The organism is Cupriavidus sp. R6-3 (genome assembly GCF_059772245.1).
This window is the reverse complement of sequence record NZ_JCBAJO010000138.1, coordinates 1-13,026: the sequence shown is the minus strand read 5'-3', so window position 1 is coordinate 13,026 and position 13,026 is coordinate 1. Positions and strand designations below refer to the sequence as shown.

Sequence of the window (13,026 nt, the reverse complement as noted above, 5' to 3'; positions counted from 1 at the left end):
GCCGAGGTGGTGGCCCAGCGCCTGCCGCGCGTAGGGATTAGACATAGGCATCGTCGCCGGCTCCGATCTGGATTTCGCCGGCGTCGGCCAGGCGTCTTACCACCTGCAGGATGCTCTTCTGCTCGGCCTCGACCTGCGACACGCGCACCGGGCCCAGCGCTTCGAGGTCCTCGCGCAGCATCTCTCCCGCACGGGTCGACATGTTGCGGATGAACTTGTCGCGCAGTTCCTGCGGCGCGCCCTTGAGCGCGACGATCAGCGACTCGGTGGCGATTTCCTTCAGCACGCGCTGGATGCCGCGATCGTCCACTTCCAGCAGGTTCTCGAACAGGAACATCTCGTCGATGATCTTCTGCGCGAGGTCGCTGTCGTGCTGGCGCACGCCGGCGATCACCGCTTCCTCGTGCGTGGTGTTCATCAGGTTGATGATCTCGGCGGCGGTGCGGATGCCGCCCATGCGGCTGCGCTTCAGGCTCTGGCCGGCCAGCAGCTTGGTCAGCACGTCGGTCAGTTCCTGCAGCGCGCCCGGCTGCACGCCGCCGAACGTCGCGATCCGCAGCACCACGTCGTTGCGCAGGCGGTCGGTGAACAGCGCCAGCACCTCCGAGGACTTCTGGCGGTCCAGGTGGATCAGGATGGTGGCGATGATCTGCGGATGCTCGTCGCGGATCAGCTCGGCCACCGAGGTCGCGTCCATCCAGTTCAGCGAGTCGATGCCGCTGCCCGGGTCGCGCGATTCCAGGATGTCCTCGATCACCGACAGCGCGCGTTCCTCGCCCAGCGCCTTGTTCAGGACGCTCTTGATGAACGTGCTCGAGTCGACCGACAGCGCCAGGAACTGCTCGGTCTCGCTGCGGAACTCGGCCAGCACGGCCGCCATTTCTTCTCGCGTGACGGCGTTCAGCGACGCCATGGCCGAGCCCAGCGTCTGCACTTCGCGCGGCGACAGGTGCTTGAACACCTCGGCCGCCGCATCCTCACCGAGCGACATCATCAGGATGGCGCTCTTCTGCAAGCCCTCACCGTTCATCGCTAGACATCCAGTTCTTGATCACACTGGCGACCAGACGCGGGTCGCGTTGCGCAGCGTCGCGCACCAGGGCGAGATCGCTTTCGTATTTGGCGGTCAGGCGCAGCACTTCCGGATCCGGCTGCTGCTCCTCGACCGGCAGCAGCACCGACTCGGCGGCGTTGGCCTCGGCGGGCGGCGGCAGCGGCGGCGCGGTGTACTTGCGCACGATCGGCCGTGCCACCTTGAACCACACGAACAGGGCCAGCAGTGCCAGCAGCAGGTATTGCGCGGCGGTCTTGGCCAGCTCGATCATTTCGGGTTGCTTCCACAGCGGCAGTTCGGGTTTGATCTCCTCGCCGGAAGTGAACGGGCTGTTGACCACATTGAGCGAGTCGCCCCGCGCCGGCGAGAAGCCCATGGCTTCCTTGGCCAGGTTCTCGATCTGCGCCAGTTGCGCCGCGGTCAGCGGCTCGCTGGTGATCTTGCCGTTCGCGCCGGCCACCTGGCGATGATTGACCACCACCGCCACCGACAGGCGGCGGATGCCGCCCGGTGCCTGCTGCACGTGGCGCACGGTGCGGTCCAGCTCGTAGTTGGTCGTCGAGTCGCGGCGGGCGCTGCTCGGGCCGGCCTGTGCGCCGGCGAGCGCGGCCTGCGTGCTGGCGGTGCCGGCTTGCTGTCCCTGGGCCTGCTGGCCGGTCTGGCCTTGCTGTCCTGGCTGGCCCTGCTGCCCTTGCTGGCCCGGCTGCTGTGTGACCACCGGTGCGGCGGCCTGCAGCGGCGGCTGGTTCGACAGCGCCCCCGGCACGCCGCCGACCGGCGAGCCGCCTTGCTGGTTCGACTCGCTGGTCTGCTGGCTGCGGATCGCCGCGCGGGTCGGATCCTGGTTCGGCTTGAACGACTCGTCGGTGTGCTCGACGATATTGAAGTCCACGTCGGCGGTGACCTGGGCCTTCACATTGCCCTGGCCGACGATGGGCGCGAGGATCGACTCGACGCGCTGCACATAGGTGCGCTCGAGCGTCTGCACATACTTGAGCTGCGTGGCATCGAGCATGCGCTCGTTGCTGCCGTTGCCCGACAGCAGGTTGCCATGCTGGTCGACGATCGAGATCGACTTGGGCGTCAGCTCCGGCACGCTGGACGACACCAGATGGCTGATCGCCGCGACCTGGCCTTCGTCGATGGCGCGGCCCGGATGCAGCGTCAGCACGATCGAGGCGGTCGGCTTCTGGCGCTCGCGCACGAACAGCGTGGGCTTCGGAATGGCCAGATGCACGCGCGCGGACTGCACCGCGGCGATCGATTCGATCGAGCGCGCGAGCTCGCCTTCGAGTCCGCGCTGGTAATTGACCTGTTCGGCGAACTGGCTGATGCCGAACTTCTGGTTGTCCATCAGCTCCATGCCGGCGTTGCCGCTCTTGGGCAGGCCCTGCGACGCCAGCCGCAGCCGCATCTCATGGACCTTGTCGGCCGGCACCATCACCGCACCGCCGCCCTCGGCGAACTTGTACGGCACGTTCATCTGCTGCAGCGACGCGATCACCGCGCCGCCATCGCGTTCGGACAGGTTGCTGTACAGCACCTTGTAGTCGGGGCTGCGCGACCACAGCACGCCGACCGCGATCGCCGCGGCCAGCGCGGCGCCGCCCAGCATCAGCGGCAGGCGCGGATTGCCCTTGAAGCGCTCGATCAATTCCGAGCGGTTGCCCAGCACGGCTGCCGCATTCATGCGCGGGCCTCCGTATTGGCCGACCCGCCGAGCCGGCCGGGCAGGGGCGAACCTTGCCGGGGGCGCAATGCGCCGCCCTGGCGGTGGCCGATGTCGGCATGGCTCAGATCACGCAGCAGACAAAACACGCGTACTCTCCGCGATAGTTAAACAAAGGGGCGCCGGTGTCGTTAATGCATTCGCTGGCAGCAAACCAGGGATGCGGGTGGGGAGCGGCAAGGCGACAGCCCGCCAGACCCGGCACGGTAGCGATGATCGGTTACCGGGCGCACAGACAATCCGGGGAATAGGACGGCTTTTCGGTCCGATTTCGGCCTATGCCGGGCCGGACGCGGCAGGTACGCTTCGGCTGCTGGATTGGGCGGGGGCCTGCATTTGGCATTCCCGTGCTCGTCCGATCGACCCATTCAGGGGTGCCGGCCTCGCTTCGGCGCCTCGCCAATCACGGAAAAGACAGACCGATGAGTTCGATTGCATCCATCGAAGGCATGCTGCAGCAGCTGCGCGGCCTGGCGCAGAGCGCGTCGGGCACGACCTCCCAGACCATCCCGGCCGCCGCCTCCGGCTTTGCCGGCGAGCTGCAGCGCTCGCTGCAGAAGATCAGCGGCGCCCAGGAACGCGCCTACGGCCTGGCCGAAGCCTTCGAGCTCGGCAAGCCCGGCATCGCGCTGAACGACGTGATGATCGAAATGCAGAAGGCCAGCATTTCGTTCCAGACCGGCGTGCAGGTGCGCAACCGGCTGGCGATGGCGTATCAGGAAGTGATGAATATGGCGGTGTAAGCGTCGTGCTTGCACGCGAAGGCGACCCTTGCGGTCGCCTTTATATTTTGATGACGGGCGAGAGCGCCCATGCGAAATGCCACCCCATTGCGCCGTTGTTCCGCGAATTGGCATCTCCGTCTGCTTGCTACGCTCGTTATGCCAATTTACCCCAGCATGTATGGGAAGCCTTCCGTGAACCTATCCGAGCCCGTCAACCCGCAACCGGCAGCGTCCCAAGATACGCTGTCGACCCCGCTCCGTACCATCTTCGGGAGTTCGCCCATGCAGCTGCGGGCGGCGGCGTATCTCTATGGCATCGATACCGTGCCATTGCCGCAAGCCCGCGTGCTGGAGTTGGGGTGTGGCGCCGGCCACAATCTATTCCCCTTTGCGTTAGCGTACCCGCAAGCGCAAGTCGTCGGAATCGATACCAATACGGACGATATCGCCGAGGCCGAGGCGACCGCACAAAAAATCGGTGCGAACAATGTCGACTTTCATGCGATAGGTCCGCTGGATCTGGGCGACGAATTCGGGCAATTCGACTACATCGTTGTCCACGAGGCCTACAGCAAGTTGCCGCGCGAATTCGGCGAGGCGCTGCTTGCCGTTTGTCGACGGCACCTATCGCCGCAAGGAATTGCGTTTGTCAGCTACCACACGCTGCCGGGCTGGAAAAGCGCGGAGGTGCTGCGCGACGCCATGCTGTTTGCCGGACACGGCGCCGAGGACATCGCGGACAATATCGCCGCCGCTCGGACAACCGTTACGCTGTTGGCGGACAGCATGGCTGCGTCCAATCCCATGTCCTCCACGTTGGCTCCCGTGCTGGAGTACACGAAGAAGCTGAGCGACGACGAACTGGTAGCGGAGTTTCTCCACAATGCGGGCAACGTGTGTTACTTCATCGAATTTGCCAACGTTGCCGCGCAAAATGGACTACTTCATGTCGGTGACGCCGAGCCCGAACAGGAGATTGCGCTGACGTTCGGATCGAACGTCGCCTTGTTCAATAGCCTCACGGGATTCGGCCAATCCGCGGCGGTTCGGCAGCAGCACCTGGACTTTGCCGTCGGGCGACATTTTCGGCAAAGCATGCTTGTCCATGCCGACCGGGCGGAACAGGGCCTTTCGTCCCCCGATCTGTCCAGGTTGGATGAGCTTCGCTTTGCCGGCTGGTTCAAGCCATCCGCAACGGGGCACCGAGGCGCCGTGGCCGGCCGGCAGTATGTCAACCAGAGCGGACGCACGATGGTCACCGACGACCGCGGGGTGCAAACCGTCATGATGGCGCTGGCCGCGACATGGCCAGCATCCTGCGACATGGGACAACTGCTGCAGGTCTTTCCCGAGCATGTCTACGAAAGCGAGGAGACGGCGCGAAAGGCTGTGCGGCGCGCACTTGAAGCGCTGTTCCGCGCGGGAATGCTCCGGCTGTCGCGTGAAGCGACCCCTTATGAAACCGACACGCGTACCGCATTGAGCGTGCTTCCCAACTTGCGGGCATTGTTGGGCGACGCAAGCGGGGAACAGTCAGTCGCGACATGGTCGCTTTGGCACACGGCCGTCAATTTGACGCTGAAGCCGGACGAGATCGACGTGCTATTGCGGACAGGCGCCGCTTCCCCCGAGGATGTGGGCGACGCTTGCGCAGGATGGAGCGGGTCAGAACGGCGCGGCCTGATGGAGCGGATGCGCTGCGCGGGAATGCTCACCGGATCGATCCCTGCCTGGCTGACGTATTTCCGTACACAGATCGCCGACATGAGTTGCGACGATCCCAACTGGTGGCAATACCTTGATGCCATATGTCTGCACAGCACGCGCCTGGCTTCCAGCACGGACAAGCCAATGCTGGAAGCATCGTCGGGGGCGGCGGCTTCGGGCGCAATCCGGCAGGCGGCGGCCAAGGCGAGCAGTTTGCAATCCGCGCAGCGCTACCAAGAGGCCGAACACGTGGTACGCCAACTCTTGGATGAATACCCCAATACGGCGGAAGGTTGGCGAATGTTGTCCGCGATCCTGCAACAAGTTCAACGCGGCACGGAGGCGATTACCGCCATGGGACGGGCCATTGCGCTGCGTCCCCTGGATGCGTCTCTTCATGCCGAATTCAGCGATCTGCTTGCCCATTTCACTCATCTGGATCGGGCGCAACATGCCGCCTTGCGCGCGATAGGGCTGCAGCCTGATGTGGCTGCCCATCACAACAACCTGGCACGGATACTCCGGACTAGCGGGCAGCATCAGGCTGCGCTTCGTTGTCTCGAACATTCGCTGAAGCTGGACCCGGGACTCGCAAGTACGTACAACATTCTCGGTACCGTCAGTGGAGAAGCCGGACGGCCCGAAGAGGCGGAAGCGTATTACAGACGAGCCCTTGCATTGAATCCGGCCGGGGATCTCATTCACAGCAATCTATTGTTCCTGCTGACGCATCAGGGTCGACTGCGGCCAGATGAACTCGCTCGGGAGCATAGGGCATTCGGCGAAAATGCGACCAGTCTGGCGAGGCGCCTCGGTGTCCCACGTCTTAGCAATAGGCGGGAGCCTGCGCGTCGCTTGCGTGTGGGATTTGTCTCCGGTGACTTGCACAATCATTCGGTGATGAACTTTCTGGCACCGATCTGGCGGAACCTCGATCGGAACAGATTCTCCATCCATGTGTATCACACCGGCACCATCGAAGATCATGTGACCGATTCCGTGCGGATGTTGGCGCAAGACTGGCGTCGCGTCCGGGATCTTGACGTGGTCGAGTTGCGTGACCGCATCCGCAGCGACGGCATCGATGTTCTGTTCGATCTCTCAGGGCATACGGGTTCAAACCGATTGCTGGCTTTCGCTATGCGTGCTGCCCCGGTGCAGGTCAGCTGGATCGGCTATCCGGCGACCACGGGCCTGGCCGAAATGGACTATTACCTGATCGACCACCATGTTGCGCCGCCAGGGATGCTCGATGACCAGTTCACTGAAAAACTAGTGTACCTGCCGTCCGCCTTTACTTTCGACCCGCATCCGGCTAGTCCGGCAGTGGAGCCGCTTCCGGCGTTGCGAAACGGGTATATCACGTTCGGCAGCTTCAATCGCTACAACAAGATCAGTGACGATGTGCTCGAAACATGGGCGCAGATCCTGGCGAACGTGCCGAATGCGAGGATCCTTGTCGGGCATATGCCCGATGAGGCTGTGCCCGAACTGAAAGCACGATTCGCGCGCAATGGTGTAGCCAGCGAACGCATAGTCGTGCGCCCTCGCACCACTATGCCGACCTATCTTGCCTATCACAATGAAATCGACATTGGTCTCGACACGTTCCCCTACACCGGGGGCACGACGTCGTGCCACGCGGTATGGATGGGCGTGCCCGTGCTTACGATAGGCGGCGCCACCCGCATTGCACGTCAAACAGCCGGCGTACTCGGTCAAGCCGGGCTGCAGGAATGGGTCTGCAGCTCCAGGGAGGAGTTCGTCGAAAAGGCGACCAAGTGGGCCGGCGAGCTGGATCGTCTATCGGCTTTGCGTGCTGGCATGCGCAACACGCTGCAAGCTTCCCCGATGCTGCGGGCGGATTACGTCACGAGGGGCCTCGAGCAGGCAATACAAAAAATGTGGTCCATCTGGTGCGATGGGAAGCCGGCAACCAGCTTCGGGATTGCGCCATGACTCGGCCGGTCTACGTTACCCAGCCCTATCTGCCACCGCTGGATGAGTTCCTTCCGTATCTGCAGACCATCTGGGACAACGGAATCCTGACCAATGGCGGGCCGTTTCATCAACAGTTCGAGCGTGCATTGTGCGAGTACCTCGATGTCGAGCACCTGGCCCTCTTTGCCAATGGCACGCTCGCGCTCGTGACCGCGCTGCAGGCGCTGCGCATTACTGGTGAAGTCATTACGACGCCATACTCGTTTGCCGCGACGGCACATTCATTGCACTGGAATGGCATCAAGCCGGTCTTCGTCGACATTTGTCCCGAGACGCTGAACCTAGATCCGGCCAAGATCGAGGCTGCGATCACGCCGCAGACCACGGCAATCATGCCGGTTCACTGCTATGGACGCCCCTGCGATGTCGATGCTATCGAAAGACTGGCGGATAACTACAACCTGCGCGTCATCTACGACGCCGCGCACGCCTTCGGCGTAAGGACAGAACGAGGCAGTATCCTGAGGCACGGAGATCTTTCGGTGCTCAGCTTCCACGCAACAAAGGTATTCAATACCTTTGAGGGAGGGGCCATCGTCTGCCCCGATGCAAAGACCAAGCAGCGCATCGACCATCTGAAGAACTTTGGATTCGTCGATGAAGTTACCGTGGTCGCGCCGGGGATCAACGGCAAGATGAGCGAGGTCAATGCTGCCTTCGGGATGCTGCAGCTGCGGCATATCGACAAGGCGTTGGCACGACGTCGTGAGATAGACGAACGCTACCGCGAGCTCCTGTGCGATGTACCCGGCATCCAATGTCTTGACAAGCGACCGGCTACGTTTTCGAACCATGCCTACTTCCCGATCCTGGTATCGGGGCCGTATCCCTTGAGCCGGGACGCCCTGTACCAGTTGTTTCGGGAACATGGTATTTACGCGCGGCGCTATTTCTATCCGCTGATATCCGACTTTCCGATGTATCGCGGGTTGCCTTCGGCGGGAAGGAGCAATCTGCCGGTTGCTGCCGATGCCGCCTCGCGTGTGCTTTGCTTGCCGATCTTCCCGGCCTTGGGCGATCACGATATCGAGAGAATTGCCCGCATCATTGCTGATTGCCAATGACAACCGTCGCAATCATGCAGCCCTACTTTCTTCCGTACATCGGCTACTTCCAGCTGATACACGCGGTCGATGTCTTTGTCGTCTATGACAACATCAAGTACACAAAAAAGGGCTGGATCAACAGGAACCGCATTCTGAAGAACGGGGCCGATAGCGTGTTCACCCTGCCGCTCCAGCACGACTCCGATGCTCTGGATGTCCGCGATCGGGCTATCTCAGCGGAGTTCAACCGCACCAAGCTCCTGAACCAATTCCGGGAGTCATACCGTCGCGCGCCCCAGTTCGAGTCGGTCTGGCCAATGCTTGAACGTATCGTCATGGAGCCGACGACCGGGCTGTTTGACTACATCTTCCAGTCGATCGTTCACGTCTGTGAATATCTTGGCATCACGAGCCGGATGGTGGTGTCCTCGAATATCGCCATTGATCCCGGTCTCAAGGGGCAGGACAAGGTGATCGGGCTTTGCCGCGCGTTGAGCGCCAAGACATATCTCAACGCGATCGGAGGACGGGCGCTCTATTCGGACGAGGCGTTCCTGGAGCGCGGAATCGACCTCCGGTTCCTTCAGTCGGACTCCATCGAGTATCCGCAGTTCGCGCATCCGTTCGTTCCAAGCCTTTCCATCGTTGACGTATTGATGTTCAACCGGCCTGAAACCATTCGAGGCATGCTCGGCCGTTGGACGGCCGTGCGCGCCGTTCCCGCAGCCTGACCGCGTCAGCGGCGTCCAGTCGCCGTTCGCCAAGCAAGACAACCGATATATCGAGCCATGTTCCGCTGGAAAAAACTAGGCAAAGTCTTCTCTCCGCAGCATGTGACGGGCCGCTCCTGGCTCAAGGAATTCGCTCAGGCGCCTGCCACGCTGTTGATGGAAGACCGGTTGCGCGTCTATTTTTCCTGCCGGCCGGCGGCCGACGCCCATGGCCAGTACGTCAGTTATTCGGCCTATGTCGATCTGGACAGATCGGATCTGTTCAAAGTACGCCACGTGGCGGATCGACCGATATTGCAGCTCGGCGGCGTGGGAGCTTTTGACGAGTTCGGAATCTATCCGGTGTCGGTGATTCGCGACGATGGTGAAGTCCGTGCGTATTACGCCGGTTGGACGCGTTGCGAATCCGTGCCTTTCAACGTAGCCATTGGCTGCGCCATCAGCCGGGATGGCGGGTCGACGTTTGCCAGACTTGGGGCAGGGCCGGTGCTCGGTTATACGCTGGAGGAGCCGTTTGTACTAAGTGGCCCGAAGGTTCGCCGCTTCAATGGCCGATGGTATTTGTTCTATATCGCCGGACGGAAGTGGAAGATGGTCGATGGCCGTGCAGAGCCGGTCTACAAGATCCGGATGGCGACTTCGGACGATGGCGTCCGGTGGGAGCGACTCAACAAGGATCTGATCACGAACCGCATCGAGGAAGACGAGGCGCAGGCCAGTCCGGATGTGCTTTATGCCAATGGCAAGTACCACATGTTCTTCTGCTATCGCTACAGTGAACACTATCGTGGCAGGCGGAACGGCTATCGCATTGGATACGCGTCCAGTACCGACCTCGTCAATTGGGAGCGTGACGATAGCAAGGCGGGTATAGATGTGTCGGAGACTGGGTGGGACGCGGAGATGATCAGCTATCCGCACGTCTTCGAGTTGGACGGAAAGGTTTACATGGCATATCTCGGCGACCAGGTTGGACGCTACGGCTTCGGCATTGCGGAACTACAAGGGGAGTTGAAATAGTCATGAAGTGGAGAAAAGTCGGAAAAATATTCGATCCCTCCGAGCATGGCCTGCCCCCGGGTTGCGTGGGTTTCGCGCAATCGCCGCAGGCCCTGGTCTTCAGCGATTTTGTCCGCATCTATTTCTCGACGCGGGCCGTCGATCCGGCAAACGGCAAGTATCTAAGTCATGTTGCTTTCGTCGACATGTCGAGGAACCTGCGCGACGTTTTGCGGGTCTCCGACCACACGGTGATCCCGCTCGGCGGGCTCGGCGCCTTCGATGAGCATGGCATTTTCCCGATGCACGTACTTCGCCACGAAGGCGCCATCTACGGCTACACCTGCGGATGGAGCCGGCGTGTGTCTGTTTCGGTGGACACCGGCATCGGATTGGCGATCAGCCGCGATGGCGGTCTGACATTCGAGCGTGTCGGCGCGGGCCCAGTGCTGTCCGCCTCGCTGCATGAGCCATGCCTGGTAGGGGATGGCTTCGTCAAGGTCATCGATGGGGTGTTCCACATGTGGTACATCTTCGGCACCGGCTGGAAACGGTACGCCGCTGGCGCCGCGCCGGACCGGACGTACAAGATCGGGCACGCGACGTCGCTCAACGGGATCGATTGGGAAAAAGAAGAAGCGCGGCAGATCGTTCCCGACAGGCTGGGTCCGGACGAAAGCCAAGCGTTGCCAACGGTCATCGAGATCGACGGTCGCTACCACCTGTTCTTTTGCTATCGCGAGTCCTTCGATTTCAGGACAAATGCGGGGCGCGGATATCGCATCGGCCATGCCTGGTCCGATGACCTCTCCACCTGGACGCGCGACGACGCCAGCCCCTTGCTGGAGGGGACCACCGGAGACTGGGATGGCGAGATGCAATGCTATCCGCACGCGTTCGAATGCGAGGGACATGTCTTCCTGCTGTACAACGGCAATCAGTTCGGGCGCTACGGCTTCGGTTTGGCAGAGTTGGTGCGATGAGCGTCGTCTTCGCATCAAATCGCGCCACGGTGGCTCAGATCGCGCTGCATATGGCAGCTTGCGACCATGCCTTCTTGCCCCCCCTCAGTAGCCGTGTCGATCTGCGGACTTACGCATCGAAGATGGCGGCCCGTGCGCAGCGCATCGAGGCTTGGTCTGGCGGTGAGCTGATTGGGCTCGTGGCTGCCTATTGTGACGATTCGGCCAGGCAGAGAGCTTTCATTACCAACGTCAGCGTTCTGCCCGCTCACCATGGACGGGGTATCGGAAATTCGCTCGTTACCCGATGTCTCAGCTATTTGCGCTCCGTGCGTTTTGCGCGTGTTGAACTCCAGGTGAACCAGCACAACATGGCGGCGCTTGCGTTGTATGCGAAGCACGGATTCGAGATCTGCGAAAAAAACGGCTTGGCGCAACGCATGTCTCTTACACTCGAACAGGAAGTCGCATGAATCCGTCCCGTGACTACAATGCGGAAATCAGGGATACCGCAGACCATCAATACGCGTACAGCTTTGACTTGCATGTCATGCATCCCTTTATGATCAGGGCGTTTCAGCCGTTCTTTCGCCCGGGCCGTCTGCTGGAACTAGGCAGTTTCAGGGGCGACTTCACGCGCCGCTTTCTCGATTGTTTTGACGATATCACCTGCGTGGAGGCATCGAATGTCGCGATCGACGATGCCAGACGGAAACTAGATGGATCGGTCAAGCTCGTACATGGATTGATGGAGACCGTCGCGCTGCCCGCCCGCTACGACAATATCGTGATGACGCATGTACTCGAGCACATTGACGATCCGGCCGCGGTGCTGCGTCGTGTCAATGACGAATGGCTGGCCGAAGGCGGAAGGTTCTTTCTGGCTTGCCCCAATGCCAACGCCCCGTCGCGACAGATTGCGGTAAAGATGGGATTGATATCGCACTGTAGCGCTGTGACGCCCGCCGAGGCCGCGCATGGCCATCACCGCACCTACTCGCTTGATACGCTGGAGCGCGATGCCGTGGCGGCCGGCCTTCGGGTCGTGCATCGGTCGGGAGTCTTTTTCAAGGCACTGGCGAACTTTCAATGGGACCGATTGCTTGCGACCGACATCATTTCCCCTGAGTATCTGGAAGGATGTTATGCAATTGGCCAGCAGTATCCAGAGCTGTGTTCAACCATTTTCCTTGTCTGCGAGAAGGGTTGATCCGATCTGGACCATCGTCGAGCGGAGGATAGACGGCCCGTCCTGCACGCTTACTCATTCGATCCGCACAATCCCGGTATCGGCCTCCAGCCGATGCAGCCACGCCAGCAGTTCGGCCACCGCCGTGTAGAGCTGAGGCGGGATCTGGCTGTCGAGGTCGACCTGCATCAGCAGATTGACCAGCGTCGGGGAATCGTGGACATAGACGCCGGCCTCGCGGGCCTGCGCGATGATCGAGTCGGCGATCAGGCCGTAGCCCTTGGCCACCACCCGCGGGGCGGCATCGTTCTGGCGGTACGACAGCGCGACCGCCGCGCCGCGGGGCGAGTCCTGCTGGCTCATGCGGTGCCCTCCGCGTCGGTGTCCCGGCGGATCGAGAAATGCAGCAGGTCGATGCCACGCGCGCCGAGGTTGTCGCGCAGCCGGCCCTGCGCGCTATCGAGCATCCGCACGATGCGGTCTTCCTGTACCGCCAGCCGGGTTTCCAGGCCGTTCGGCGTCAGCGTCAGGCGCGCTTCCACCGTTCCCAGCTGAGGCAGCTCCAGCACCAGGCGGCTTGACCATGTGCGCTCGTCCGCGGTGTCGCCGTGCTCGCCGGAGGACCCATGCTCCTGCTGCCGTTCGGCGATGTCCCATTGCATCGGCGTGCCGGGCCACGCTTCGCCGGCCCAGCGGAACTGCTGGGTGGCCAGCAGTTCGAGCTGCTGACGGACGATGCCTTCGGTATTCGGATGGATGGCGGGCGCGGCTTCCGCTTTCGCCAAGTTGGGCGCCGCGTCCAGCCGTGCCTGTGCGTCGTCGTGGGTCGCGCCCAGCAGGGTCTGCGCGCCGGCCTGACGGGCGGCGTCGTTGGCGGCGGCCT

General features: G+C 62.0%; 12 protein-coding genes. 8 read left to right on the top strand and 4 right to left on the bottom strand.

Annotation, left to right across the window (positions count from 1 at the left end):
- Positions 1-37: 37 nt before the first annotated feature.
- Both fliG and fliF read right to left on the bottom strand, forming a co-directional pair.
- Positions 38-1,030 carry a flagellar motor switch protein FliG gene (gene fliG, locus AC6EI8_RS18285; RefSeq protein WP_023264265.1) on the bottom strand — a complete coding sequence of 331 codons (993 nt, stop codon included), beginning with the start codon at positions 1,028-1,030 and terminating at the stop codon, positions 38-40.
- Positions 1,020-2,744: a flagellar basal-body MS-ring/collar protein FliF gene (fliF, locus tag AC6EI8_RS18280; RefSeq protein WP_150082074.1), complete on the bottom strand. Its 1,725-nt coding sequence runs from the start codon at positions 2,742-2,744 to the stop codon at positions 1,020-1,022. Before fliF ends, fliG begins: the two co-directional genes overlap by 11 nt.
- Before the next feature lie 461 nt (positions 2,745-3,205).
- On the opposite strand from fliF, the gene fliE reads away from it, so the two are divergent.
- From fliE to AC6EI8_RS18240, 8 genes are all read left to right on the top strand, one after another.
- Positions 3,206-3,526 (top strand): flagellar hook-basal body complex protein FliE, encoded by a 321-nt coding sequence (gene fliE, locus AC6EI8_RS18275; protein ID WP_149319503.1) that lies wholly within the window; start codon positions 3,206-3,208, stop codon positions 3,524-3,526.
- A 264-nt stretch (positions 3,527-3,790) separates the two neighbouring features.
- On the top strand, positions 3,791-7,174 hold the full coding sequence (locus AC6EI8_RS18270; RefSeq protein WP_498382550.1) for an O-linked N-acetylglucosamine transferase family protein: 3,384 nt from the start codon (positions 3,791-3,793) through the stop codon (positions 7,172-7,174).
- Positions 7,171-8,280: a DegT/DnrJ/EryC1/StrS family aminotransferase gene (locus tag AC6EI8_RS18265; RefSeq protein ID WP_265634812.1), complete on the top strand. Its 1,110-nt coding sequence runs from the start codon at positions 7,171-7,173 to the stop codon at positions 8,278-8,280. The genes AC6EI8_RS18270 and AC6EI8_RS18265 overlap by 4 nt, the downstream gene beginning before the upstream one ends.
- The gene (locus tag AC6EI8_RS18260) at positions 8,277-8,993 is read left to right on the top strand and encodes a WbqC family protein (RefSeq protein ID WP_265634810.1); all 717 of its coding nucleotides are present in this window, start codon (positions 8,277-8,279) and stop codon (positions 8,991-8,993) included. The genes AC6EI8_RS18265 and AC6EI8_RS18260 overlap by 4 nt, the downstream gene beginning before the upstream one ends.
- 57 nt (positions 8,994-9,050) lie before the next feature.
- On the top strand, positions 9,051-10,013 hold the full coding sequence (locus AC6EI8_RS18255; protein WP_265634808.1) for a glycoside hydrolase family protein: 963 nt from the start codon (positions 9,051-9,053) through the stop codon (positions 10,011-10,013).
- 2 nt (positions 10,014-10,015) lie between these two features.
- A complete protein-coding gene (locus AC6EI8_RS18250; RefSeq protein WP_265634806.1) occupies positions 10,016-10,975 on the top strand; it encodes a glycoside hydrolase family protein in 960 nt (319 codons plus the stop codon).
- The gene (locus AC6EI8_RS18245; RefSeq protein WP_265634804.1) at positions 10,972-11,427 is read left to right on the top strand and encodes a GNAT family N-acetyltransferase; all 456 of its coding nucleotides are present in this window, start codon (positions 10,972-10,974) and stop codon (positions 11,425-11,427) included. Before AC6EI8_RS18250 ends, AC6EI8_RS18245 begins: the two co-directional genes overlap by 4 nt.
- Complete coding sequence (locus AC6EI8_RS18240) at positions 11,424-12,164, top strand: class I SAM-dependent methyltransferase (RefSeq protein ID WP_265634802.1); 741 nt, start codon at positions 11,424-11,426, stop codon at positions 12,162-12,164. The genes AC6EI8_RS18245 and AC6EI8_RS18240 overlap by 4 nt, the downstream gene beginning before the upstream one ends.
- Before the next feature lie 54 nt (positions 12,165-12,218).
- Here AC6EI8_RS18240 and AC6EI8_RS18235 read toward each other — a convergent pair whose 3' ends face one another.
- Both AC6EI8_RS18235 and fliK read right to left on the bottom strand, forming a co-directional pair.
- Complete coding sequence (locus AC6EI8_RS18235) at positions 12,219-12,506, bottom strand: EscU/YscU/HrcU family type III secretion system export apparatus switch protein (RefSeq protein WP_265634800.1); 288 nt, start codon at positions 12,504-12,506, stop codon at positions 12,219-12,221.
- Positions 12,503-13,026: flagellar hook-length control protein FliK (gene fliK / locus AC6EI8_RS18230; protein ID WP_498382549.1), on the bottom strand; the 524-nt coding region annotated here is incomplete at its 5' end. The genes AC6EI8_RS18235 and fliK, both read right to left, overlap by 4 nt.

Coding starts and splice junctions, on each gene's coding strand:
- fliG (WP_023264265.1), bottom strand. CDS start 1,030: ATGAACGGTGAGGGCTTGCAGAAGAGCGCCATCCTGATGATGTCGCTC.
- fliF (WP_150082074.1), bottom strand. CDS start 2,744: ATGAATGCGGCAGCCGTGCTGGGCAACCGCTCGGAATTGATCGAGCGC.
- fliE (WP_149319503.1), top strand. CDS start 3,206: ATGAGTTCGATTGCATCCATCGAAGGCATGCTGCAGCAGCTGCGCGGC.
- AC6EI8_RS18270 (WP_498382550.1), top strand. CDS start 3,791: ATGCAGCTGCGGGCGGCGGCGTATCTCTATGGCATCGATACCGTGCCA.
- AC6EI8_RS18265 (WP_265634812.1), top strand. CDS start 7,171: ATGACTCGGCCGGTCTACGTTACCCAGCCCTATCTGCCACCGCTGGAT.
- AC6EI8_RS18260 (WP_265634810.1), top strand. CDS start 8,277: ATGACAACCGTCGCAATCATGCAGCCCTACTTTCTTCCGTACATCGGC.
- AC6EI8_RS18255 (WP_265634808.1), top strand. CDS start 9,051: ATGTTCCGCTGGAAAAAACTAGGCAAAGTCTTCTCTCCGCAGCATGTG.
- AC6EI8_RS18250 (WP_265634806.1), top strand. CDS start 10,016: ATGAAGTGGAGAAAAGTCGGAAAAATATTCGATCCCTCCGAGCATGGC.
- AC6EI8_RS18245 (WP_265634804.1), top strand. CDS start 10,972: ATGAGCGTCGTCTTCGCATCAAATCGCGCCACGGTGGCTCAGATCGCG.
- AC6EI8_RS18240 (WP_265634802.1), top strand. CDS start 11,424: ATGAATCCGTCCCGTGACTACAATGCGGAAATCAGGGATACCGCAGAC.
- AC6EI8_RS18235 (WP_265634800.1), bottom strand. CDS start 12,506: ATGAGCCAGCAGGACTCGCCCCGCGGCGCGGCGGTCGCGCTGTCGTAC.